This window comes from Rubrobacter calidifluminis, from assembly GCF_028617075.1.
Taxonomy (GTDB): domain Bacteria; phylum Actinomycetota; class Rubrobacteria; order Rubrobacterales; family Rubrobacteraceae; genus Rubrobacter_E; species Rubrobacter_E calidifluminis.
Window position 1 is genome coordinate 122,384 of sequence record NZ_JAQKGV010000002.1, and the last position, 20,066, is coordinate 142,449.

Consider the following 20,066-nt stretch of genomic DNA (forward strand, 5'->3'; position numbering starts at 1 on the left):
GTTGCAGAGCCTAGAGCGCGACATAGACATAAACAAGCTGGAGAAGATCTCCATCGGTCTCGCCTCCGCTGAGGAGATCCGGGAGTGGTCCCGCGGCGAGGTGACCAAGCCCGAGACCATCAACTACCGGACGCTCAGGCCCGAGAAGGACGGGCTGTTCTGCGAGCGGATCTTCGGGCCCTCGAAGGACTTCGAGTGCTACTGCGGGAAGTACAAGAGGATCCGCTTCAAGGGCATCATCTGCGAGCGGTGCGGGGTCGAGGTCACCCGGGCGCGCGTCAGGCGCGACAGGATGGGCCACATAGAGCTTGCCGCCCCGGTGGCGCACGTGTGGTTCGTCAAGGGCGTGCCGAGCCGGATGGGGTACCTGCTCGACATAAGCCCCAAGGAGCTCGACCGGGTGCTCTACTTCGCCTCCTCTATCGTCACCTGGGTCGACCGCGAGGCGCGAGCGAACGACATAGACACCCTGCGCCAGCGGGTCGAGGACGAGATCCGGCAGCTCGAGGAGGAGCGCGAGGAGGAGATCACCCAGATACAGGCGCTGCGCACCAAGCGGGAGAGCGTGATCCGGGGCGAGAGCTCCCCGGACGAGCTCACCGAGGAGTACGCCGACGTTCCCGAGGAGGAGCGTGAGGCGGCGATCGAGAAGGTGCACCGGCAGGCCGAGGAGGACATCGCCGACATCCGGCGCTCGATCGACGAGCAGATAAACCTCGTCCGACGGGCGTGGGAGGAGTTCCAGACGCTCGAGCCGCGTCAGATCGTGGACGACGAGGAGCTCTTCCGCGAGATGAAGGACCGCTTCGGGGACGAGTACGGCTACGGCGTGTACTTCCGGGGCGGGATGGGCGCCGAGGCGATCCGCGACCTCATCCAGCAGATCGACCTCGACGAGGAGGCCCGGAACCTGCGGGAGATCATCAACACCTCCAGGGGGCAGCGGCGCCAGAAGGCGATAAAGCGCCTGAAGGTCGTCGACGCGTTCCGCACCAGCGGCAACAAGCCGGAGTGGATGATCATGGACGTGATCCCGGTCCTCCCTCCGGATCTGCGGCCGATGGTGCAGCTCGACGGCGGGCGGTTCGCCACGAGCGACCTGAACGATCTCTACCGCCGGGTCATCAACCGCAACAACCGCCTGAAGAGGCTCCTGGACCTGGGGGCGCCGGACGTCATCGTCAACAACGAGAAGCGGATGCTGCAGGAGGCCGTCGACGCCCTCTTCGACAACGGGCGTCGGGGCCGGGCGGTGACCGGCGCGGGCAACCGGCCGCTGAAGTCGCTCTCGGACATGCTCAAGGGCAAGCAGGGCCGGCTGCGCGGCAACCTGCTGGGCAAGCGCGTCGACTACTCGGGACGCTCGGTGATCGTGGTCGGGCCCTCGCTCAAGATGCACCAGTGTGGTCTGCCGCGGCTGATGGCCGTCGAGCTGTTCAAGCCGTTCGTGATGAAGGTGCTGGTTGACCGGGCTCTCGCGCCGAACATCCGCAGCGCCAAGCAGATGGTCGAGCGCCTGAGGCCCGAGGTCTGGGACGTGCTCGAGGACGTGATCAAGGAGCACCCGGTCCTCCTGAACCGGGCCCCGACGCTGCATCGCCTCGGCATCCAGGCCTTCGAGCCGGTCCTGGTGGAGGGCAAGGCGATCCAGGTGCACCCGCTGGTGTGCGCGGCGTTCAACGCGGACTTCGACGGCGACCAGATGGCGGTGCACGTGCCGCTCTCGCCGGAGGCGCAGGCCGAGGCGCGCATCCTGATGCTCTCTACGCAGAGCATCCTTCAGCCCTCGAACGGGTTCCCGATCGCGGTCCCGTCGCAGGACATGGTTCTCGGGCTCTACTACATCACCTATGCTCCGGAGGGCTACGAGGACGAGGAGCCCAAGGCCTACCTCACCTCCTACGAGGAGGCGGAGGTCGCCTACAGGAACGGGACGCTCAAGGTGCACGACAAGGTCATCTTCCGGCGCGAGGGCGAGCGGATAGAGACCACCCTCGGCCGGGTCATCTTCAACGAGAGCGTAGAGGAGACCTTGAGGGATTACCTCGGTGATTCCTACGATCCCTCCTCCTACGAGTTCGTCAACTACGAGCTCAGGAAGGGCGAGATCAAGAACCTCGTCGCCGAGTACGTGAGCCGCTACCCGACCGAGCTGACCAGCCGGCTGCTCGACACGTTGAAGGAGGTCGGGTTCCGCACGGCGACGCGGGCCGGGATCTCGATCGGCAAGAACGACATCGTCGTGCCCCAGGAGAAGCCGGAGATCGTCGCCAGGTACGAGGAGCTCGTCGCCGAGGTCGAGGAGCAGTGGGATCAGGGCTTCATCTCCGACGACGAGCGGATGGAGCGCATCATCGAGCTGTGGACGCGGGCCCGGGACGAGGTCGAGGAGGCGATGAAGAAGAACTTCTGGAGCCTCAACCCGATGCACATCATGGCCCACTCCGGTGCCCGGGGCAACTACTCGGCGATCACGCAGCTCGCCGGGATGCGTGGCCTGATGACCAACACGAAGGGTGAGATCATCCCGGAGCCGGTCAAGAGCAATTTCATGGAGGGGCTCTCGGTCCTGGAGTACTTCACCTCGACCCACGGGGCGCGCAAGGGGCAGGCGGACACCGCTCTCAGGACCGCCGACTCTGGTTATCTGACAAGAAGGCTGGTCGACGTCTCGCAGGGGATCGTCGTGACCAGCGAGGACTGCGGCACCGACGGGTACGTCGAGATCCCGCTCTACCTCAAGAACGGCGACCCGAACGACTCGGTGGCGGCCCGTTACCTGGCGCGCGATCTGGTCAACCCCGAGACGGGCGAGGTGGTGGCCGAGGCCGGTACGGACGTCACCCCGGACATCCTGGCGCGCTGGCGTGAGGAGCTGCCCAAAGAGACGATGGTCCCGGTCCGGACGCCGACCAAGTGCGAGGATCCGAACGGCGTGTGCCGCAAGTGCTACGGCAGGGCCCTCTCCACCTACCAGCCGGTGGACATCGGGGAGGCCGTCGGGATCATCGCGGCCCAGTCGATCGGCGAGCCGGGGACGCAGCTCACCATGCGTACCTTCCACAGCGGCGGTGTGGCGGGTGAGGACATCACCGCCGGGCTGCCGAGGGTGGTCGAGCTCTTCGAGGCGCGCCACCCGAAGGCCGAGGCGATCCTGTGCGAGATCGACGGCACCGTGAGCATCGAGGACGAGGGTGATCGGCTCGTCAAGGTCGTCGTCACCTCCGCCGACGGCTCCGAGAGCCGGGAGTACCGGGTCGAACGCCAGCTCCTCAACCCCGAGGTGAGGGAGGGGGCCGAGATAAGGGCCAACACCCCGCTCACCGACCCGGAGAACACGGCGCTCTACCCGCACGCGATCCTGGAGAACGACCTGCGCTACGGCCGGGGCACGACCGCCACCGAGCGCTACCTGGTCGACGAGGTACAGAAGGTCTACCGGGCGCAGGGGGTCGACATCCACGACAAGCACATAGAGATCGTGGTGCGTCAGATGCTGCGGCGCGTGGTCGTCGACGACCCGGGCGACACCAGCTTCCTGCCCGAGCAGGTGGTGGATCGCTTCACCCTCGAGAAGGAGAACGAGCGGGTCGAGGCCGAGGGCGGCCGGCCGGCGAGCGCCCACCGGGTGCTCATGGGCATAACCAAGGCGTCGCTCGCCACCGACAGCTTCCTCTCGGCGGCCTCTTTCCAGGAGACCGCGCGCGTGCTGACCGACGCGGCCATAGAGGGCAAGGTGGACGAGCTCTCCGGGCTCAAGGAGAACGTGATCATCGGCAAGCTCATCCCGGCGGCGACGGGTCTGCCGAAGTACCGCAGGCTCACGGTGACCGTGGACGGACACAGGACCGACGATGTCGATGAGCTTGACATAGCGGCTTCTTAAGCCTAAAATAGCGCGTCGCGGTGCGGCATGGGCTGGCTCACGTGCCGGGCCTTTCCGGCCGCGACGCGCGACTTTGTTTGTGTAAACCCCCTTTTCTACAGAAAGAGAAAGGAGAGGCGCGGTCGTGCCGACGATCAACCAGCTTGTGCGCAAAAAGCGGGTGAGAAAGACCAAGAAGACGGCCACCCCGGCGCTGGGCGGGGCGCCACAGCGGCAGGGTGTGTGCACCCGCGTCTCGACCCAGACGCCGAAGAAGCCGAACTCGGCGCTGCGCAAGATCGCACGAGTGAGGTTGACCAACGGCAACGAGATCACGGCGTACATCCCCGGGGAGGGGCACAACCTGCAGGAGCACTCCGTGGTTCTGGTACGCGGGGGACGCGTGAAGGACCTGCCGGGAGTGCGCTACAAGGTGATCCGGGGCTCCCGGGACGCGCTGGGGGTCAGCGACCGCAAGCAGGCCCGATCCAGGTACGGGACCAAGAAGTCTTAGGAGGTTTTGAGAGATGCCCAGGCGTGCAGCGCCGCCGAAGAGGAAGATCCCACCCGATCCCGTCTACGGGAGCGTGCTCGTGCAGCAGCTCATAAACAAGGTCATGGTGGACGGGAAGAAGAGCAAGGCGGAGAAGATAGTCTACGACGCTCTTGCGCGGGTCGAGGAGCGCACCGGCAACAACCCGGTGAGCGTCCTCAACAACGCGGTCGAGAACGTCAAGCCCCGCCTGGAGGTCCGCTCGCGGCGGGTCGGTGGGGCCACCTATCAGGTGCCGATGGAGGTGCAGCCCCGCCGGGCGAACACGCTGGCGCTGCGCTGGCTGGTGGGCTACGCCCGCGCCCGCCGGGAGAAGACGATGGGGGCGCGTCTCGCTGGCGAGATACTCGACGCGAACGACAACGTCGGCGCGAGCGTCAAGCGCAGGGACGACACCCACCGGATGGCGGAGGCCAACCGGGCATTCGCACACTACAGATGGTAGACGAGGTGCTTTGACCTATGGCGGTATCCGTAGCTAGAAAGACACCCCTGAGCCGGGTCCGGAACATCGGGATCATGGCTCACATAGACGCTGGTAAGACGACCACGACCGAACGTATCCTGCTCTACGCCGGACTGACCCACAAGCTGGGCGAGGTCCACGACGGGAACGCCGTCATGGACTGGATGGCGCAGGAGCGCGAGCGCGGCATCACCATAACCAGCGCCGCGACCACCGTCTTCTGGGGCGGTATCGAGGGAGACTCCAGAAACGGTAAGACCCAGAAGGGTTCCCACAGCCGCATACCCGAACAGCACCGCATCAACATCATAGACACGCCCGGACACGTGGATTTCACGGTCGAGGTGGAGCGATCGCTGCGGGTATTGGACGGTGCGATCGCGCTGTTCGACTCGGTTGCGGGTGTCGAGCCGCAGTCGGAGACGGTGTGGCGGCAGGCGGACAAGTACCACGTGCCGAGGATCGCGTTCGTCAACAAGATGGACCGCATCGGGGCGGACTTCTACCACGCGGTAGAGACGATGAAGGAGAGGCTCGGGGCGAACGCGGTTCCGGTGCAGCTCCCGATCGGCAAGGAGGCCGAGTTCACGGGGATCGTGGACCTCGTGGAGATGAAGGCGATCATCTACAAGGACGATCTGGGGGCCGAGTGGGACGAGACCGAGGTCCCGGAGGACATGCGGGCGCAGGTCGATGAGTATCGGGAGAAGCTCATCGAGGCTGCGGCGGAGTATGACGAGGATCTCATGGTCGCCTACCTCGAGGGGGAGGAGATAGACCCCGATCAGCTCCGGGCGGCGATAAGGAAGGGGACGCTCGCGATCCAGATGACTCCCGTCTTCTGCGGTTCGGCGTTCAAGAACAAGGGCATCCAGCCGCTGCTGGACGGGGTCATAGACTACCTGCCGAGCCCGCTGGACGTGCCGCCGCTCAGGGGGCAGACCCCCGATGGCGAGGAGGTCGTGCGCGAGGCGGACGAGAACGGGCCGCTCGCGGCGCTGGCGTTCAAGATCCAGGCCGACCCGCACGTCGGGAAGCTGACCTACATAAGGGTCTACTCGGGTACGCTCCGGGCCGGCTCCTACGTGTACAACACCACCAAGGGGGTGCGTGAGCGCGTGGGGCGGCTCCTGCAGATGCACGCGAACTCGCGGGAGCCGCGTGACGAGGTGTACGCAGGGGAGCTCGTGGCGGCGATCGGGCTGCAGAACACGAGCACCGGGGATACGCTGGTCGCCGCCGACGATCCGGAGAAGATCGTCATCGAGCAGATGACCTTCCCGGAGCCGGTCATAGACCAGGCGATCGAGCCCAAGACCAAAGCCGATCAGGAGAAGCTCAGCCAGGCCCTGCAGCGGCTCGCCGAGGAGGACCCCACCTTCCGGGTGCGCACCGACGAGGAGACCGGTCAGACGGTCATCGCCGGGATGGGTGAGCTGCACCTGGAGATCATCCTGGACCGGCTCACCCGGGAGTTCAAGGTCGATGCGAACATCGGCAAGCCGCAGGTCGCCTACCGCGAGACGGTCAGGAGGCGTGTCGAGGGCGTCGAGGGAAGGTTCGTGAGGCAGACCGGCGGGCGTGGTCAGTACGGGCACGTCATCATCAACCTCGAGCACAACGACGAAGGTGGCTACGAGTTCGAGGACAGGATCGTCGGTGGGGTCGTCCCCAGGGAGTACATACCGAGCGTCGACAAGGGCATCCAGGAGGCGCTCGAGTCCGGCGTGGTGGCGGGCTATCCGGTCGTCGACGTGAAGGTGGAGCTCGTGGACGGCTCCTACCACGAGGTCGACTCCTCGGAGATGGCCTTCCAGATCGCCGGCTCGATGGCCGCCAAGGAGGCCCTGAGGCGTGCCGACCCGGTGCTGCTCGAGCCGATCATGGCCGTGGAGGTCACCGTACCCGATGAGTTCATGGGGGACGTGATGGGTGACCTCTCGGCGAGGCGCGGGCAGATCCAGGGCATGGACAGCCGCGGTAGCGGGCAGGTCATCCGGGCGATGGTGCCGCTCGCCGAGATGTTCGGGTACGCCACCTCGCTCAGGAGCAGGACCCAGGGACGGGCGACGTTCACCATGCAGTTCGACCACTACGCCGAGGTGCCGAAGAACATCGCGGCCGAAATCGCATCGGAGTAAGGAAGGAGGAACGAGATGTCCAAGGGCAGGTTTGAGAGGACCAAGCCGCACGTAAACGTGGGGACCATAGGGCACATAGACCACGGCAAGACGACGCTTACGGCGGCGATAACGAAGGTATTGGCCAAGCACTACCCGGATGATCCGGCCAACCACGAGGTGGCCTTTGAGCAGATAGACAACGCCCCTGAGGAGCGTCAGCGGGGGATAACGATAGCGACCTCCCACCAGGAGTACGCCACGCCCAAGCGGCACTATGCGCACGTGGACTGTCCTGGGCATGCGGACTACGTGAAGAACATGATCACTGGTGCGGCCCAGATGGATGGGGCGATACTGGTGGTTTCTGCGGCGGATGGGCCGATGCCGCAGACGCGGGAGCACATTCTTCTTGCGCGTCAGGTAGGGGTACCGTCGATTGTTGTGTTTTTGAACAAGGCGGACATGGTGGACGACCCGGAGCTGTTGGAGCTGGTGGAGATGGAGGTACGCGAGCTCCTGAGCGAGTATGACTTTCCCGGGGATGAGATACCGGTAGTGGTAGGCAGTGCCCTGAGGGCTCTTGAGGGGGATGAAGGGGAGCTTGGGGAGCAGTCGATCCTCAAGTTGATGGAGGCAGTAGACGAGTACATCCCTGAGCCCAAGCGGGATGTGGACAAGCCGTTTTTGCTTGCGATAGAGGATGTGTTCACGATCCAGGGTCGTGGGACTGTAGCGACCGGGCGAGTGGAGCGCGGGCGGCTGCGCCTCAACGAGGAAGTAGAGATAGTAGGGATAAGGCCGACGCGCAAGACGGTGGTTACGGGCATAGAGATGTTCAACAAGAGCATGGACGAGGCGCAGGCGGGGGACAACATAGGGGCGCTTCTGAGGGGCGTGAGGCGCAACGAGGTAGAGCGAGGGCAGGTACTGGCGCACCCTGGGACGATAACGCCGCACACGAAGTTCAAGGCTGAGGTGTATGTACTCAGTAAGGAGGAGGGAGGCAGGCACACGCCGTTTTTCTCTCACTACAGGCCGCAGTTCTACTTCCGGACGACTGATGTGACTGGGGAGATCACGCTGGAGGAGGGAGTAGAGATGGTGATGCCTGGGGACAACACGGTGATGAGTGTGGAGTTGATCTCACCGATAGCGATGGATGAGGGGCTCAACTTTGCGATAAGGGAGGGTGGCCGGACGGTTGGAGCCGGTGTGGTCACCCAGATAATAGAGTAGAGCGGGGACCATGGCCGTATCGAAGATAAGGATCAAACTCAAGGCCTACGACCACGAGGTCATAGACAAGACGGCCAAGTCCATCGTGGAGACGGCCGAGCGGACCGGGGCCTTCGTCTTCGGCCCCGTTCCGCTGCCGACCAAGCGCAGCCGCTACACGGTGATAAGGAGCCCGTTCAAGGACAAGGACTCGCGGGAGCACTTCCAGCTGCACACGCACAAGCGTCTGATCGACATCCAGCAGCCCACCCCCAGGACGGTGGACTCGCTGCAGCGGCTGGACCTCCCGGCGGGCGTGAGCATCGAGATAAAGGCGACCTGATGGCTACGGCAGTATTCGGACGCAAGAAGCACATGACACAGGCCTTCGAGGAGGACGGCACGCTGGTTGCCGCCACCGTGATCGAGGTCGAGCCCAACTTCGTCGCCGCGGTCAGGACCCCGGAGAAGGACGGCTACCAGGCGGTGCAGCTCGGCTTCGGCACGGTGCCCTCCCGGAAGGTGAACAGGCCCCACGCCGGGCAGTTCGAGAAGCACGAGACCCCTCCCCGGCGCCATCTGAGGGAGGTGCGCGGGGCGCAGGCCGAGGTGGGCCAGACCATCGGGGTCGAGGTCTTCGAGGTCGGCGAGAGGGTGGACGTGAGCGCGACGAGCAAGGGCAAGGGCTTCCAGGGGACCGTCAAGCGCCATGGGTTCGGGCGTGGACCGGTGACGCACGGCTCGCACAACATCCGCCAGCCCGGCTCGGTCGGGGCCTCGGCGGACCCCTCGCGCATCTTCCCCGGTCAGCGGATGCCGGGGCACACCGGCGACCGCACCGCGACCATCAAGAACCTGCGGGTGGTGAGGGTCGACCCGGAGAAGAACGAGCTCTGGGTGCGCGGTGGCGTGCCCGGGGGGCGTGGGGCGATAGTCAGGATCCGGAAGGCGGGTGATTAGGTTGGCCGAAGCGCAGATCTTCGACGCGAGAAGCGGCGAGCGTTCTTCGGCCGGGCTGGCCCCCCGCCTCGAGGTGGAGCCCAAGGAGCACGTCATACACCGGGCCGTGGTGGCCGAGCTCGACGCCAGGAGGCGCTACACGGCCTCGACGAAGGGCCGCAGCGAGGTGCGCGGCTCGGGGGCCAAGCTCTACCGCCAGAAGGGGACCGGACGGGCGCGGGCCGGCGACATCAAGACTCCCGTGCGCGTCGGCGGTGGGACCTGGGGCGGTCCGAAGCCGAAGGGCCCCCGCTACGGCAAGCGGATAAACCGCAAGGAGGCGAAGGCCGCCTTCTACGGGGCGCTGTCGGCCAAGGCCCGCGAGGGCGAGCTCTACGTGCTGGATTCGCTCGAGTTCGAGAAGCCCTCGACCAAGGAGGCCAGGAAGGTACTCGAGGGCATGGGGCTCTCTGGTCCGGTGCTCCTCGTGCTCGACCGGGGCGAGGACGACGCGGCACTCTCGTTCAGGAACCTCCCTGAGGTGACGGTCGTCGGGCCGCACGAGTACGGGGTCTACGAGGTGCTTCGGGCGAAGGAAGTCGTCTTCTCGCGGGCCGCTTACACCAGGCTCGCCGGAGAAGGAGGGAGCTGATGGACCCGCATCAGATCATCATACGCCCGGTAATCTCGGAGAAGAGCTACAACCTGATCGAGAACCAGAACCAGTACACCTTCGAGGTGGACCGCCGGGCGAACAAGAACCAGATCAAAAAAGCGGTGGAAGAGGCCTTCGACGTGAGCGTGGAGAAGGTGAACACGGTCAACGTCAAGAGCAAGCCCAAGCGGCAGGGCTTCACCCGCGGCCGTACATCCAACTGGAAGAAGGCCGTGGTGAAGCTGGCCGAGGGCGACCGCATAGAGCTTTTCGAGGGGGTCTAGCACATGCCTGCAATACGCTACAAGCCGACGAGCGCAGGCCGCAGGAACTCCTCGGTTCTCACGCGTGACTCGGTGACGCGTGAGAAGCCCGAGAAGTCTTTGCTGAGGAAGCTTCACAAGACCGGCGGGCGCAACAACCAGGGGCGCATCACCACCCGGCACATCGGGGGTGGGCACAAGCGGCGCTACCGGCTCATAGACTTCAAGCGCGACAAGGACGGTGTGCCGGCGACGGTGGCGGCGATAGAGTACGACCCGAACCGCTCGGCGAACATAGCGCTCCTGCACTACCACGACGGCGAGAAGCGATACATCCTGGCGCCGCGCAACCTCGAGGTGGGCAAGGTCGTTATGAGCGGACCCGGGGCGGAGGTCGACGTTGGTAACGCGCTGCCGCTCAACCGCATCCCGGTTGGCACGGTGGTACACGCGGTCGAACTCGAGCCCGGAAAGGGCGCGCAGCTGGCGCGCTCGGCCGGTACCAGCGCGCAGATCATCGCCCGCGAGGGTTCGCTCGTGACGCTGCGACTCCCCTCGGGGGAGCGGCGGATGGTACGCGCCGAGTGTCGGGCCACCGTCGGGGTGGTCGGCAACCAGTCGCACCAGAACGTGCGCTGGGGCAAGGCCGGCCGCAAGCGCTACCTCGGCGTGAGGCCGACGGTGCGCGGCACGGCGATGAACCCCGTCGACCACCCACACGGAGGAGGAGAGGGCAAGGCCGGCCCGGGTCGGGCGCCGGTCACGCCGTGGGGCAAGATCACCCAGGGGCAGCCCACGCGCAAAAAGAAGAAGCCTTCCGACGCCATGATCGTCAGCCGACGCGGCAAGGGAAGGAGGCGTTAGGAGAGATGACGAGATCCGCCAAGAAGGAACCCTTCGTCGAGGAGCGTCTGATGGAGCGCATCAGACGGATGAACGAGCGGGGCGAGAAGAGGATGCTCAAGACCTGGAGCCGGGCGAGCGTGATCTACCCGGAGTTCGTCGGGCACACCATCGCGGTGCACGACGGGCGCAAGCACGTGCCGGTCTACGTCACCGAGAGCATGGTGGGCCACCGGCTCGGCGAGTTCGCCCCCACCCGCACCTTCCGTACCCACATAAAGAGCGACCGTACCGCGAGGAGGCGCTAGGGATGAAGGCCGTAGCGAAATACGTGCGCATCTCGCCACGCAAGGCCCGGCTCGTTGCGGACCAGGTGCGCGGCAAGAGCTACCCGGAGGCGCTCTCCATCCTGCAGTTCACGAACAAGAAAGCCGCCAGGATCATCGACGAGGTCCTCAGGAGCGCCGGCGCCAACGCCGAGAACAACCACGCCATCGACCCCGACGAGCTGGTCGTGCGCGAGATCCGGGTCGACGAAGGTCCCACCCTCAAGCGCTACAGGGCCCGGGCCCTGGGCCGGGCGACCATGATCCGCAAGAGGACCAGCCACATAACCGTGGTGCTCGGTGAGCCCGCCGCGGTCGCCGTGGGCACGCCCGGAAGCGAGGAGGAAGGATAGGCTTATGGGGCAGAAGATACATCCCGAGGGCTTCCGGCTCGGCGTCAGGCGCAGGGGCGAGAAGCTCGACTTCAAGAGCAACTGGTATTCGGACAGGGACTTCGCCGAGCTCCTCGGCGAGGATCTCAAGATCCGCGACCACATAACCAGGAAGCTCACGCGGGCCGGGATCGCGGACATCCAGATCCGAAAGGCCGCGGAGCAGGGTGAGATCGCGGTGGACATCTACACGGCGCGTCCGGGGATCGTGATCGGCAAGGGCGGCAGCGAGGTGGATGCCCTGAGGGCCGAGCTTGAGCGCCTCACCAGCAAGCGGGTGCAGGTCAACGTCCGGGAGGTCTCCCGGCCCGAGCTCAACGCCTATCTCGTCGCCGAGTCGATAGCCGAGCAGCTCGAGGGGAGGGCCTCCTTCCGGCGGGCGATGAAGCGGGCGCTCACGAGCGCGATGCGCAGCGGGGCCGAGGGCGTGCGCATACAGTGCGCCGGGAGGCTCGGCGGCATAGAGATGAGCCGGCAGGAGACCATCTCCGAGGGAAGGGTGCCGCTCCACACGCTCGACGCCGACATCGACTACGGGTTCAAGGAGGCCCGGACCAAGATGGGTCAGATCGGGGTCAAGGTCTGGATCAACCACGGTATCCACGAGGACGGAGGCGAGGGGTAGGCGATGCTCGTACCCAAGAAGCTCAAGTACCGCAAGCCCCAGCGGGGCAGGATGCGGGGCAAAGCCAAGGGGCAGACTGAGGTGCAGTTCGGCGAGTACGGGCTGCAGGCCCTCGAGCCCGCCTGGGTGACCAACCGGCAGATAGAGGCCGCGCGTATCGCGATGACCCGCAAGATAAGGCGTGGCGGGAAGGTCTGGATCAACATCTTCCCGCACAAACCCGTCACCAAGAAGCCCGCCGAGACCAGGATGGGCAGCGGCAAGGGCAGTCCGGAAGAGTACGTCGCGGTCGTCAAGCCCGGGCGGGTCATGTTCGAGATGAGCGGCGTGAACGAGGAGCTCGCGCGGGAGGCCATGATGCTCGCCGCGCAGAAGCTTCCAATAAAGAGCCGTTTCGTCGTCCGAGGAGGTTGATGAGGATGAAGACGGCTGAGATAAGGGAGCTGGACGTCGAGGAGCTCGAGCAGCGGGTCGCCGAGGCCCGCCGGGAGCTCTTCAACCTCCGCTTCCAGCATGCGACGGGACAGCTCAAGAACACGGGACAGCTCAGGGAGGTCCGCAGGAACATCGCCCGACTTCTGACCGTGTTGAACCAGAAGAAGCAGGAGAACTGAACCGAAGATGACAGAGGAACCGGAAAACCAGGAGCTCGTGGAGGAGCCGTCTCCCGTCTCGGGTGGTCCGAGGCTCGACCAGGACCAGGGCCAGGTACAGAAGGCCGACTCCAGTCGGGGACGGCGCAAGGAGAGGGTCGGCATGGTCGTCTCCGACGCGCAGGACAAGACCGTGACGGTCTCGGTGGAGACGTTGGTCGAGCACCCGCTCTACAAAAAGCGCGTGAGGCGTTCCAAGAAGTTTCTCGCGCACGACGAGAACAACGAGGCACGCGTCGGGGATACGGTCAGGATCATAGAGACCCGGCCGCTCAGCCGGCGCAAGCGCTGGCGGGTGGCGAGGATTATCTCGAGGGCGGAGTAGCAGGATGATCCAGAACGAAACCAGGCTGCGGGTTGCGGACAATACGGGGGCGAGAAGCCTCCTGTGCATCAGGGTGCTCGGTGGCAGCAGGCGGCGCAGCGCGGGGATAGGCGACGTCATAGTGGCCTCGGTCAAGGAGGCTGCGCCCGGCGGTGCGGTGCGCAAAGGGGACGTGGTCCGGGCCGTGGTGGTCAGGACCACGAAGGAGACCCGGCGCAGCGACGGCTCCTACATCCGTTTCGGGGAGAACGCCGGCGTGATCATAAACAACGACGGCGCCCCGCGCGGTACCCGCATCTTCGGGCCTGTCGCCCGGGAGCTCAGGGACAAGGGGTACACCAGGATAATCTCGCTCGCACCGGAGGTGTTGTAGCGATGGGGCAGAAGATAAGACGCGGGGACACCGTGGTGGTGATCTCCGGCAAAGAGAAGGGCAAGCGGGGCGAGGTCGAGCGTGTCCTGCCCCGCGAGAACCGGGTGGTTGTGAGCGGGGTCAACGTTCGCACCCGCCACGCGCGCCCGAGCCAGAACAACCAGGAGGGGCTCTACACGTTCGAGGCCCCGATACACGTCTCGAACGTGATGCTCGTCGACCCGGCCTCCGGGGAGCCGACCAGGGTCGGCTACCGTTTCACCGAGAGCGGGGAGAAGGTCCGGGTCGCCAGGCGGTCCGGGAGGGATATAGATGGCTAGGCTGAAGGACTACTACATGAGCGAGGTGGCCCCGACGCTGCGCGACAGGTTCGGTATAGAGAACGTGATGCGCACACCGAACCTGGAGAAGATCGTGGTCAACATGGGCGTCGGGGAGGCCGCGCAGGACTCCCGGGCGCTGGACGGGGCGATGAACGATCTGGCGCGCATCACGGGGCAGAAGCCCCAGGTGCGGCGGGCCAAGAAGAGCATCGCGGGTTTCAAGATCCGGGAGGGCATGCCCGTGGGGGCGCGCGTGACCCTCAGACGTCAGCGGATGTGGGAGTTCCTGGACCGCCTGATCTCGGTCGCGCTGCCCCGGGTGAGGGATTTCCGGGGGGTGAACCCCGACTCCTTCGATGGGAGAGGAAACTACGCGCTGGGGCTCAGGGAGCAGCTCATCTTCCCGGAGATCCCGTACGACGAGATAGACCGCACTCGCGGGATGGACGTGGTGATCGTCACCACTACCGACAGCGACGAGGAGGCCCGGGAGCTTCTCAGGCTCCTCGGCATGCCGTTCAGGAGCTAAGGGAGAAGAGAGGTTTTGGAGAGATGACCAGGAAAGCGCTTCTGGTGAAGCAGAGAAAGCCGCAGAAGTACTCGACGAGGGAGTACAACAGGTGCCAGCGGTGCGGCCGGGCCCGCGCCTATTACAGGAAGTTCGGGCTGTGCAGGATCTGCCTGCGGCAGCTGGCGCACGAGGGGAAGGTCCCCGGGGTAAAGAAGGCGAGTTGGTAGGGCTTATAGAGATGTCCGTCAACGATCCGATAGCAGATTTCCTGACCCGCATACGCAACGCCGGGATGGCCCGGCACGAGACGGTGGAAATGCCGTACTCCAGGATAAAGCGCGAGCTGGCCCGCATCCTCAAGGAGGAGGGCTACATAAAGGACTACTCCGAGAAGGGTGCCGGAGCCCAGGCGCGCCTCGTCGTCGAGCTCAAGTACGACCCGGAAGGCAGGTCTGCGATAACGGGTCTGCGGCGCATGAGCCGCCCCGGGCGCCGCATCTATCGCAAGCGGGCGGAGATCCCGCGGGTACTGGACGGTCTGGGCGTCGCGATCCTGTCCACCTCCAGGGGTATCCTCACCGACCACGAGGCGCGCAGGATGGGTGTGGGCGGCGAGGTCCTCTGCTTCGTCTACTAGGAGGTTTGTGAGGTGTCTAGGATAGGCAGGGCTCCGGTGAGCTTGCCCGACAGCGTACAGGTCGAGATGGACCGGCGCAGCGTCCGGGTCACCGGGCCTAGGGGCGAACTTACCGTGCCGGTCGGCCGGGGGGTCAGCGTGCGCCAAGAGGATGGCCGGCTCGTCTTCGAGCGGGCTTCGGACTCTCCTGAGCACAAGGCGATGCACGGTCTGACCCGCACGCTGGTGCAGAACGCGGTCACGGGGGTCACTGAAGGGTTCTCGAAGACGCTGCAGATCTCGGGCGTAGGTTACCGGGCCCAGCTGCAGGGCCGGAACCTCACCCTCCAGGTGGGCTACTCCCACCCGGTGGTGATCGAACCCCGGGAGGGGATAGAGCTCGAGGTGCCCAACCAGACGACCATCGTTGTGCGCGGGATCGACAAGCAGCAGGTCGGGCAGACCGCGGCGGAGATAAGGGCCGTGCGGCCTCCGGAGCCGTACAAGGGCAAGGGTATCCGCTACGCCGACGAGCAGATACGGCGCAAGGTCGGCAAGGCGGGCTAGAGCCGGGAGGTTTGAAGAGTTGAGGACGGTCAAGGCCAAGCAGCTGCACAGGAACAGGCGCCGGGCCCGCGTGCGGCGCAAGATCTACGGGACGGCCCGGAGGCCGAGGCTCTCGGTCTACAGGTCCAACGTACACATCTACGCCCAGCTCATCGACGACGACGCGGGGCATACCCTGGTCGCGGCGGACTCGCGGGAGGTCGGCGAGGCCGAGAGCCGCGTGGAGGCTTCGCGCAGGGTCGGGGAGCTGGTGGCTAGGCGCGCGGTGGAGGCCGGCATAGAGGAGGTGGTCTTCGACCGCGGGGGGAACAAGTACCACGGCCGGGTGGCGGCGCTCGCGGAGGGTGCCCGCTCCGGCGGACTGAAGTTCTGATGACGAGGAGGTTGTGACCTTGGGACGACCGAGAGGAGAGAGGAGCCGGGGGCAGGGCCCTTCCGGCACCAGCCGCGGCGGCGGTATGGACAGCCGTGGCGGCGCCCGTGGTGGTGGCAGGACCACCAGGGAGCGCAGCGACGGCCGTCCCACGCCCCGCGAGCGGCAGCGCGAGGGCGGCTCGGAGCTGCAGGACAGGCTCGTCGAGATCCGGCGGGTCGCCAAGGTCGTCAAGGGCGGGCGGCGCTTCAACTTCAGCGCGCTCGTCGTGGTCGGCGACGGTAACGGGCGCGTGGGCGTCGGGCTCGGCAAGGCCAACACGGTCCCTGAGGCTATAGCCAAGGGTCAGGAGAGGGCCAAGCGCGACATGTTCGACGTGCCGATGCGCAACACGACGATACCGCACGAGGTGATAGGCGAGTTCGAGAGCTCGGCGGTGCTTCTGAAGCCGGCCTCGGAGGGTACCGGGGTGATCGCGGGCGGTCCCGTGCGGGCGGTGCTCGAGCTCGCCGGCATAAAGGACGTGCTCACCAAGTCGCTCGGCTCCACGACGGCCGTGAACCTGGCCCGGGCCACCGAGCAGGGGTTGCGGTCGCTGCGCACCAAGGCCGCCATAGAAGAGATAAGGGGGGTGAAGATAAGGTTATGAGCCCTCTGAAGATAACCCAGACGAAGAGCTCGATAGGGGCCATCGAGCGGCACAAGCGGACGCTAAGGGCGCTCGGTCTGAAGCACCTGCACGATTCCCGGGTGCACCGTGATACGCCCCAGATCCGCGGCATGATCCGCAAGGTCTCCCATCTGGTCCGCGTCGAGGAGGTGGACGGCTAAGTGAAGCTCAACGAACTCTCCCCGGCCCCCGGCTCCAAGCGTGCGCGCAAGAGGGTCGGCCGCGGCGAGGGGAGCGGCTACGGGAAGACCTCCGGCAGGGGGCACAAGGGGGCGGGCGCCCGTTCGGGGGCTGCCATCCCGGCCGGCTACGAGGGCGGTCAGATGCCCCTGCAGCGCCGGCTGCCGCGCCTGAGGGGGATGGCGCGCGGGAGGCACACCCCGGCGCACCCCACGGTGTACGCGGTGGTGAACGTGGGGCAACTGGAGCGTTTCTCCGGTGATACCATAGACGTGGAGGATCTCAGGGCTGCCGGGCTGGTGGCCAAGAAGGACATGCCGGTCAAGATCCTCGGCGAAGGGGAGATCGAGAGGGTGGTGACCGTACGGGCCCACGCCTTCTCCGGATCCGCGAAGAAGAAGATAGAGGCGGCCGGCGGGAGAGCCGAGACAGTGGAGAGATAGGAGATGCTCGAAGCCTTAGCGAACGCCTGGCGCATCCCCGAGCTGCGCCGGAAGCTGCTTTTCACCGGGTTGATGCTCGCCCTGTACCGGCTCGGGTCTTACATACCCGCGCCCGGCGTCAACCCCCAGGTCATAGCTTCCGGCGGGCTCGGGGGCAGTGGCAACGCGATAACCAACCTGTTCGGCATATTCACCGGGGGTGCCTTCAACACGCTCTCCATCTTCGCCCTCGGGATCATGCCCTACATCACGGCGGCGATCGTGATGCAGCTTCTCACGGTCGCCGTGCCGCGCCTGCAGGCGCTCGCTAAGGAGGGGGAGGTCGGCCAGCAGAAGATAACCCAGTACACCCGCTACTTCACGCTGGCGCTCGCGCTCATCCAGTCGGCTGCCTTCGCGCTCCTGTTCCTGCCGAGCCAGTTCGGCTCCTCGTTCGCTCCGGACGCGCTGCACAAGCTTTTGATCATCGTGAGCATGACCACCGGGGTGATGCTCATCATGTGGATGGGCGAGCTGATAACCCAGCACGGGCTGGGCAACGGGATCTCGCTCATAATCACGGTGGCGATCCTCTCGCGGGCGCCGCTCGGGTTCCAGGCCCTGCGGGAGAACGCGAGCGCTATCACCTGGGTGGTGCTGGCGGTGATAGCGGTTCTGATCGTGGCGGCGATCGTCTTCGTCAACGAGGGTCAGCGCCGGATCCCCATAACCTACGCCAAGCGTCAGGTCGGGCGGAGGATGAGTCAGGGGGGGACGACCTACCTGCCGCTGAAGGTGAACATGGCTGGGGTCATCCCTATACTCTTCGCCGCTTCGCTGCTTCTGGTCCCCATCACGATTGCGCAGTTCGCCGGTGGTAACCCGAACACCGCGCTCGGGCGTCTGGCTCAGTTCTTCGCTCCGGGCAGCGGCCCCTATCTGGCGCTGTATGCCGTACTGGTCATACTCTTCACTTACTTCTACACGGCGGTGCAGTTCAACCCGGTAGAGCACGCGGACAACCTGAAGAAGACCGGTGGGTACATCCCCGGGATAAGGCCGGGGGAGCCCACGGCCCGCTACCTGAACAACGTCCTGACGCGCATCACGCTCTTCGGGGCCATCTTCCTGGCGGCGATAGCCGTGCTGCCGTACATCATAACGGGGGCGCTCAACCTGCCCAACACGATCTACATCGGGGGCACCTCCATCCTGATCGTGGTCGGCGTCTCGCTGGATACGGTCAGGCAGCTCGAGGGGCAGCTCATGATGCGTAACTACGAGAGCTTCCTGAGGAAGCGATGAGGGTGATCCTGATCGGGCCTCAAGGGGCCGGGAAGGGCACCCAGGCCAAAAGGATCTCGGAGAAGACCGGGGCGCGCGTGATCTCGACGGGGGACATGGTCCGCGCGGAGATAAAGGCAGGGACGGAGCTGGGCCGGAAGGTCAAGGAGTACAACGACCGCGGGGAGCTGGTGCCCGACGAGATCATAGTGGAGATGGCCAAACCTCATCTCGGGGCGCCGGAGGGTTGGGTGCTGGACGGGTTCCCGCGCACCGAGGCGCAGGCCCGGGCTCTGGAGGAGGTACTCGCCGAGCTCGGCATTGGCATAGACCGTGTGATCGCGCTTGAGGCCCCCGACGAGGTGCTCGTGGAGCGCCTCTCTGGGAGGCGGCAGAGCCAGGCGACGGGACGGATATACCACGTCAGATACGACCCGCCGCCTCAGGACAGCGAGGAGGATCCGGGGCCCTTCGTGCAGCGCGACGACGATACGGAGGAGGCCATCCGGCGCAGGCTCGAGCTCTACCACGAGCAGACCGAGCCCTTGAAGCGGTACTACGCCCGGCAGGGGCTCCTCGCGGAGGTGGACGCCACGCGGAGCATACCGGAGGTGACCGAGCAGGTGATGAAGGCGATCCGGGAGAACGGATGATCGTACGCAAGAGCAGGGCGGAGCTGGAAGCGATGCGTGAGGGTGGCGTCATAACCGCCGCGTGCATCAGGATGCTGCGTGAGCACGTGCGCCCCGGGGTGACGACGAGGGAGCTCGACCACCTCGCCGAGGAATTCATCCGCTCGCGTGGCGGCACCCCCGAGTTCAAGGGGTACCAGGGGTTTCCGGCTTCGATCTGCACCTCGCCGAACGACATGATCGTGCATGGTATCCCCGGACGCTACAGGTTGAAGGAGGGGGACATAATCTCGCTCGACGTCGGGGTCCGCTACGAGGGTTTCGTCACCGACAGCGCGACCACGGTGGCCGTCGGTGAGATCTCCCCCGAGGCGCAGGGGCTGCTCGACGTCACACAGGAGTGCCTCGAGGCGGCCACCCGGGAGGTCAGGCCCGGCAACCATCTGGGGGACATCGGGTATGCGATACAGGAGCTCGCGGAGGGGCGCGGCTACGGGGTGGTGCGGGACCTCGTCTCGCACGGCGTCGGGCGCGAGATGCACGAAGACCCGCAGATCCCCAACTACGGCAGGAGGGGTAGCGGTCCGCGGCTTCTGCCGGGGATGACCTTCGCCATAGAGCCCATGATCACCCTGGGCAGCTACGAGATAAAGATCGACGAGCATGACGGGTGGTCGATCTACACCGCCGACGGTTCTCTAGCCGCCCACTACGAGCACACCATCGCCGTCACCGACGACGGACCCTGGATCCTCACCCTCGAAGAGGGGGTCGATAGCCGCAGGAAGAGCGCGTAGCGGTGCCGGGTGTAACGGTGGGATTTACGTGGTAACATATTCGATTGGTTTCTGTCACCTTGTAACGACCCCGAG

Annotated in this window: 29 protein-coding genes; all 29 read left to right on the top strand. The window is 65.7% G+C overall.

Features of this window, described 5'->3' with window-relative positions; genetic code table 11:
- Position 1 precedes the first annotated feature (1 nt).
- The 29 genes from PJB24_RS02450 to map all read left to right on the top strand — a co-directional run bounded on the left by PJB24_RS02450 (position 2) and on the right by map (position 19,991).
- Positions 2–3,886, top strand: coding sequence for a DNA-directed RNA polymerase subunit beta' (locus PJB24_RS02450; RefSeq protein ID WP_420541866.1), 3,885 nt, complete (start codon positions 2–4; stop codon positions 3,884–3,886).
- A 124-nt stretch (positions 3,887–4,010) separates the two neighbouring features.
- Entirely contained in the window at positions 4,011–4,379 is a 369-nt protein-coding gene (gene rpsL, locus PJB24_RS02455) for a 30S ribosomal protein S12 (RefSeq protein WP_273842311.1), read from the top strand.
- Positions 4,380–4,392: 13 nt separating this feature from the next.
- Positions 4,393–4,863: a 30S ribosomal protein S7 gene (gene rpsG, locus PJB24_RS02460; protein ID WP_273842314.1), complete on the top strand. Its 471-nt coding sequence runs from the start codon at positions 4,393–4,395 to the stop codon at positions 4,861–4,863.
- A 17-nt stretch (positions 4,864–4,880) separates the two neighbouring features.
- Positions 4,881–7,025 carry an elongation factor G gene (gene fusA / locus PJB24_RS02465; protein ID WP_273842315.1) on the top strand — a complete coding sequence of 715 codons (2,145 nt, stop codon included), beginning with the start codon at positions 4,881–4,883 and terminating at the stop codon, positions 7,023–7,025.
- A 15-nt stretch (positions 7,026–7,040) separates the two neighbouring features.
- Entirely contained in the window at positions 7,041–8,243 is a 1,203-nt protein-coding gene (tuf, locus tag PJB24_RS02470) for an elongation factor Tu (protein ID WP_273842293.1), read from the top strand.
- Between the two features lie 10 nt (positions 8,244–8,253).
- Positions 8,254–8,565 (top strand): 30S ribosomal protein S10, encoded by a 312-nt coding sequence (gene rpsJ / locus PJB24_RS02475; RefSeq protein WP_273842318.1) that lies wholly within the window; start codon positions 8,254–8,256, stop codon positions 8,563–8,565.
- Positions 8,565–9,182: a 50S ribosomal protein L3 gene (rplC, locus tag PJB24_RS02480; RefSeq protein ID WP_273842319.1), complete on the top strand. Its 618-nt coding sequence runs from the start codon at positions 8,565–8,567 to the stop codon at positions 9,180–9,182. The genes rpsJ and rplC overlap by 1 nt, the downstream gene beginning before the upstream one ends.
- Before the next feature lies 1 nt (position 9,183).
- Positions 9,184–9,813, top strand: coding sequence for a 50S ribosomal protein L4 (gene rplD / locus PJB24_RS02485; protein WP_273842321.1), 630 nt, complete (start codon positions 9,184–9,186; stop codon positions 9,811–9,813).
- Positions 9,813–10,100 carry a 50S ribosomal protein L23 gene (rplW, locus tag PJB24_RS02490; RefSeq protein WP_273842323.1) on the top strand — a complete coding sequence of 96 codons (288 nt, stop codon included), beginning with the start codon at positions 9,813–9,815 and terminating at the stop codon, positions 10,098–10,100. The genes rplD and rplW overlap by 1 nt, the downstream gene beginning before the upstream one ends.
- Positions 10,101–10,103: 3 nt before the next feature.
- A complete protein-coding gene (gene rplB, locus PJB24_RS02495) occupies positions 10,104–10,943 on the top strand; it encodes a 50S ribosomal protein L2 (protein WP_273842325.1) in 840 nt (279 codons plus the stop codon).
- A 5-nt stretch (positions 10,944–10,948) separates the two neighbouring features.
- Positions 10,949–11,230 carry a 30S ribosomal protein S19 gene (gene rpsS / locus PJB24_RS02500; RefSeq protein ID WP_273842327.1) on the top strand — a complete coding sequence of 94 codons (282 nt, stop codon included), beginning with the start codon at positions 10,949–10,951 and terminating at the stop codon, positions 11,228–11,230.
- Positions 11,231–11,232: 2 nt separating this feature from the next.
- Complete coding sequence (gene rplV / locus PJB24_RS02505; RefSeq protein ID WP_273842329.1) at positions 11,233–11,601, top strand: 50S ribosomal protein L22; 369 nt, start codon at positions 11,233–11,235, stop codon at positions 11,599–11,601.
- A gap of 4 nt (positions 11,602–11,605) precedes the next feature.
- Complete coding sequence (gene rpsC / locus PJB24_RS02510) at positions 11,606–12,265, top strand: 30S ribosomal protein S3 (RefSeq protein ID WP_273842331.1); 660 nt, start codon at positions 11,606–11,608, stop codon at positions 12,263–12,265.
- Between the two features lie 3 nt (positions 12,266–12,268).
- The gene (gene rplP, locus PJB24_RS02515) at positions 12,269–12,679 is read left to right on the top strand and encodes a 50S ribosomal protein L16 (RefSeq protein WP_273842333.1); all 411 of its coding nucleotides are present in this window, start codon (positions 12,269–12,271) and stop codon (positions 12,677–12,679) included.
- Between the two features lie 5 nt (positions 12,680–12,684).
- Positions 12,685–12,879 (top strand): 50S ribosomal protein L29, encoded by a 195-nt coding sequence (rpmC, locus tag PJB24_RS02520; RefSeq protein WP_273842335.1) that lies wholly within the window; start codon positions 12,685–12,687, stop codon positions 12,877–12,879.
- A gap of 37 nt (positions 12,880–12,916) precedes the next feature.
- Positions 12,917–13,243, top strand: coding sequence for a 30S ribosomal protein S17 (rpsQ, locus tag PJB24_RS02525; RefSeq protein WP_420541872.1), 327 nt, complete (start codon positions 12,917–12,919; stop codon positions 13,241–13,243).
- Positions 13,244–13,247: 4 nt separating this feature from the next.
- A complete protein-coding gene (rplN, locus tag PJB24_RS02530; protein WP_273842337.1) occupies positions 13,248–13,616 on the top strand; it encodes a 50S ribosomal protein L14 in 369 nt (122 codons plus the stop codon).
- Between the two features lie 2 nt (positions 13,617–13,618).
- Positions 13,619–13,936, top strand: a complete 318-nt coding sequence (gene rplX / locus PJB24_RS02535) for a 50S ribosomal protein L24 (protein WP_273842340.1) — start codon at positions 13,619–13,621, stop codon at positions 13,934–13,936.
- Entirely contained in the window at positions 13,929–14,468 is a 540-nt protein-coding gene (gene rplE, locus PJB24_RS02540) for a 50S ribosomal protein L5 (RefSeq protein WP_273842342.1), read from the top strand. Before rplX ends, rplE begins: the two co-directional genes overlap by 8 nt.
- A 23-nt stretch (positions 14,469–14,491) precedes the next feature.
- Positions 14,492–14,677, top strand: a complete 186-nt coding sequence (locus tag PJB24_RS02545; RefSeq protein ID WP_273842344.1) for a type Z 30S ribosomal protein S14 — start codon at positions 14,492–14,494, stop codon at positions 14,675–14,677.
- A gap of 11 nt (positions 14,678–14,688) precedes the next feature.
- A complete protein-coding gene (rpsH, locus tag PJB24_RS02550; RefSeq protein ID WP_273842552.1) occupies positions 14,689–15,087 on the top strand; it encodes a 30S ribosomal protein S8 in 399 nt (132 codons plus the stop codon).
- Between the two features lie 12 nt (positions 15,088–15,099).
- A complete protein-coding gene (gene rplF, locus PJB24_RS02555; protein WP_273842346.1) occupies positions 15,100–15,633 on the top strand; it encodes a 50S ribosomal protein L6 in 534 nt (177 codons plus the stop codon).
- Between the two features lie 19 nt (positions 15,634–15,652).
- Positions 15,653–16,006 carry a 50S ribosomal protein L18 gene (gene rplR, locus PJB24_RS02560; RefSeq protein WP_273842350.1) on the top strand — a complete coding sequence of 118 codons (354 nt, stop codon included), beginning with the start codon at positions 15,653–15,655 and terminating at the stop codon, positions 16,004–16,006.
- Between the two features lie 85 nt (positions 16,007–16,091).
- Positions 16,092–16,655: a 30S ribosomal protein S5 gene (gene rpsE, locus PJB24_RS02565; protein WP_420541873.1), complete on the top strand. Its 564-nt coding sequence runs from the start codon at positions 16,092–16,094 to the stop codon at positions 16,653–16,655.
- Complete coding sequence (rpmD, locus tag PJB24_RS02570; RefSeq protein WP_273842352.1) at positions 16,652–16,837, top strand: 50S ribosomal protein L30; 186 nt, start codon at positions 16,652–16,654, stop codon at positions 16,835–16,837. The genes rpsE and rpmD overlap by 4 nt, the downstream gene beginning before the upstream one ends.
- Positions 16,838–17,299 carry a 50S ribosomal protein L15 gene (gene rplO, locus PJB24_RS02575; protein ID WP_273842356.1) on the top strand — a complete coding sequence of 154 codons (462 nt, stop codon included), beginning with the start codon at positions 16,838–16,840 and terminating at the stop codon, positions 17,297–17,299. It abuts the gene before it with no gap.
- A gap of 3 nt (positions 17,300–17,302) precedes the next feature.
- Positions 17,303–18,583 carry a preprotein translocase subunit SecY gene (gene secY, locus PJB24_RS02580; RefSeq protein ID WP_273842358.1) on the top strand — a complete coding sequence of 427 codons (1,281 nt, stop codon included), beginning with the start codon at positions 17,303–17,305 and terminating at the stop codon, positions 18,581–18,583.
- Positions 18,580–19,215, top strand: coding sequence for an adenylate kinase (locus PJB24_RS02585; RefSeq protein WP_273842360.1), 636 nt, complete (start codon positions 18,580–18,582; stop codon positions 19,213–19,215). The genes secY and PJB24_RS02585 overlap by 4 nt, the downstream gene beginning before the upstream one ends.
- Positions 19,212–19,991 carry a type I methionyl aminopeptidase gene (map, locus tag PJB24_RS02590; RefSeq protein ID WP_273842363.1) on the top strand — a complete coding sequence of 260 codons (780 nt, stop codon included), beginning with the start codon at positions 19,212–19,214 and terminating at the stop codon, positions 19,989–19,991. Before PJB24_RS02585 ends, map begins: the two co-directional genes overlap by 4 nt.
- The last annotated feature ends 75 nt before the right edge of the window (positions 19,992–20,066 follow it).

Bases quoted from the DNA above. Each gene is read 5' to 3' on its own strand.
- rpsG (WP_273842314.1), top strand. From the start codon at position 4,393: ATGCCCAGGCGTGCAGCGCCGCCGAAGAGGAAGATCCCACCCGATCCC.
- fusA (WP_273842315.1), top strand. From the start codon at position 4,881: ATGGCGGTATCCGTAGCTAGAAAGACACCCCTGAGCCGGGTCCGGAAC.
- tuf (WP_273842293.1), top strand. From the start codon at position 7,041: ATGTCCAAGGGCAGGTTTGAGAGGACCAAGCCGCACGTAAACGTGGGG.
- rpsJ (WP_273842318.1), top strand. From the start codon at position 8,254: ATGGCCGTATCGAAGATAAGGATCAAACTCAAGGCCTACGACCACGAG.
- rplC (WP_273842319.1), top strand. From the start codon at position 8,565: ATGGCTACGGCAGTATTCGGACGCAAGAAGCACATGACACAGGCCTTC.
- rplW (WP_273842323.1), top strand. From the start codon at position 9,813: ATGGACCCGCATCAGATCATCATACGCCCGGTAATCTCGGAGAAGAGC.
- rplB (WP_273842325.1), top strand. From the start codon at position 10,104: ATGCCTGCAATACGCTACAAGCCGACGAGCGCAGGCCGCAGGAACTCC.
- rpsS (WP_273842327.1), top strand. From the start codon at position 10,949: ATGACGAGATCCGCCAAGAAGGAACCCTTCGTCGAGGAGCGTCTGATG.
- rplV (WP_273842329.1), top strand. From the start codon at position 11,233: ATGAAGGCCGTAGCGAAATACGTGCGCATCTCGCCACGCAAGGCCCGG.
- rpsC (WP_273842331.1), top strand. From the start codon at position 11,606: ATGGGGCAGAAGATACATCCCGAGGGCTTCCGGCTCGGCGTCAGGCGC.
- rplP (WP_273842333.1), top strand. From the start codon at position 12,269: ATGCTCGTACCCAAGAAGCTCAAGTACCGCAAGCCCCAGCGGGGCAGG.
- rpmC (WP_273842335.1), top strand. From the start codon at position 12,685: ATGAAGACGGCTGAGATAAGGGAGCTGGACGTCGAGGAGCTCGAGCAG.
- rplN (WP_273842337.1), top strand. From the start codon at position 13,248: ATGATCCAGAACGAAACCAGGCTGCGGGTTGCGGACAATACGGGGGCG.
- rplX (WP_273842340.1), top strand. From the start codon at position 13,619: ATGGGGCAGAAGATAAGACGCGGGGACACCGTGGTGGTGATCTCCGGC.
- rplE (WP_273842342.1), top strand. From the start codon at position 13,929: ATGGCTAGGCTGAAGGACTACTACATGAGCGAGGTGGCCCCGACGCTG.
- PJB24_RS02545 (WP_273842344.1), top strand. From the start codon at position 14,492: ATGACCAGGAAAGCGCTTCTGGTGAAGCAGAGAAAGCCGCAGAAGTAC.
- rpsH (WP_273842552.1), top strand. From the start codon at position 14,689: ATGTCCGTCAACGATCCGATAGCAGATTTCCTGACCCGCATACGCAAC.
- rpsE (WP_420541873.1), top strand. From the start codon at position 16,092: ATGGACAGCCGTGGCGGCGCCCGTGGTGGTGGCAGGACCACCAGGGAG.
- rpmD (WP_273842352.1), top strand. From the start codon at position 16,652: ATGAGCCCTCTGAAGATAACCCAGACGAAGAGCTCGATAGGGGCCATC.
- secY (WP_273842358.1), top strand. From the start codon at position 17,303: ATGCTCGAAGCCTTAGCGAACGCCTGGCGCATCCCCGAGCTGCGCCGG.
- PJB24_RS02585 (WP_273842360.1), top strand. From the start codon at position 18,580: ATGAGGGTGATCCTGATCGGGCCTCAAGGGGCCGGGAAGGGCACCCAG.
- map (WP_273842363.1), top strand. From the start codon at position 19,212: ATGATCGTACGCAAGAGCAGGGCGGAGCTGGAAGCGATGCGTGAGGGT.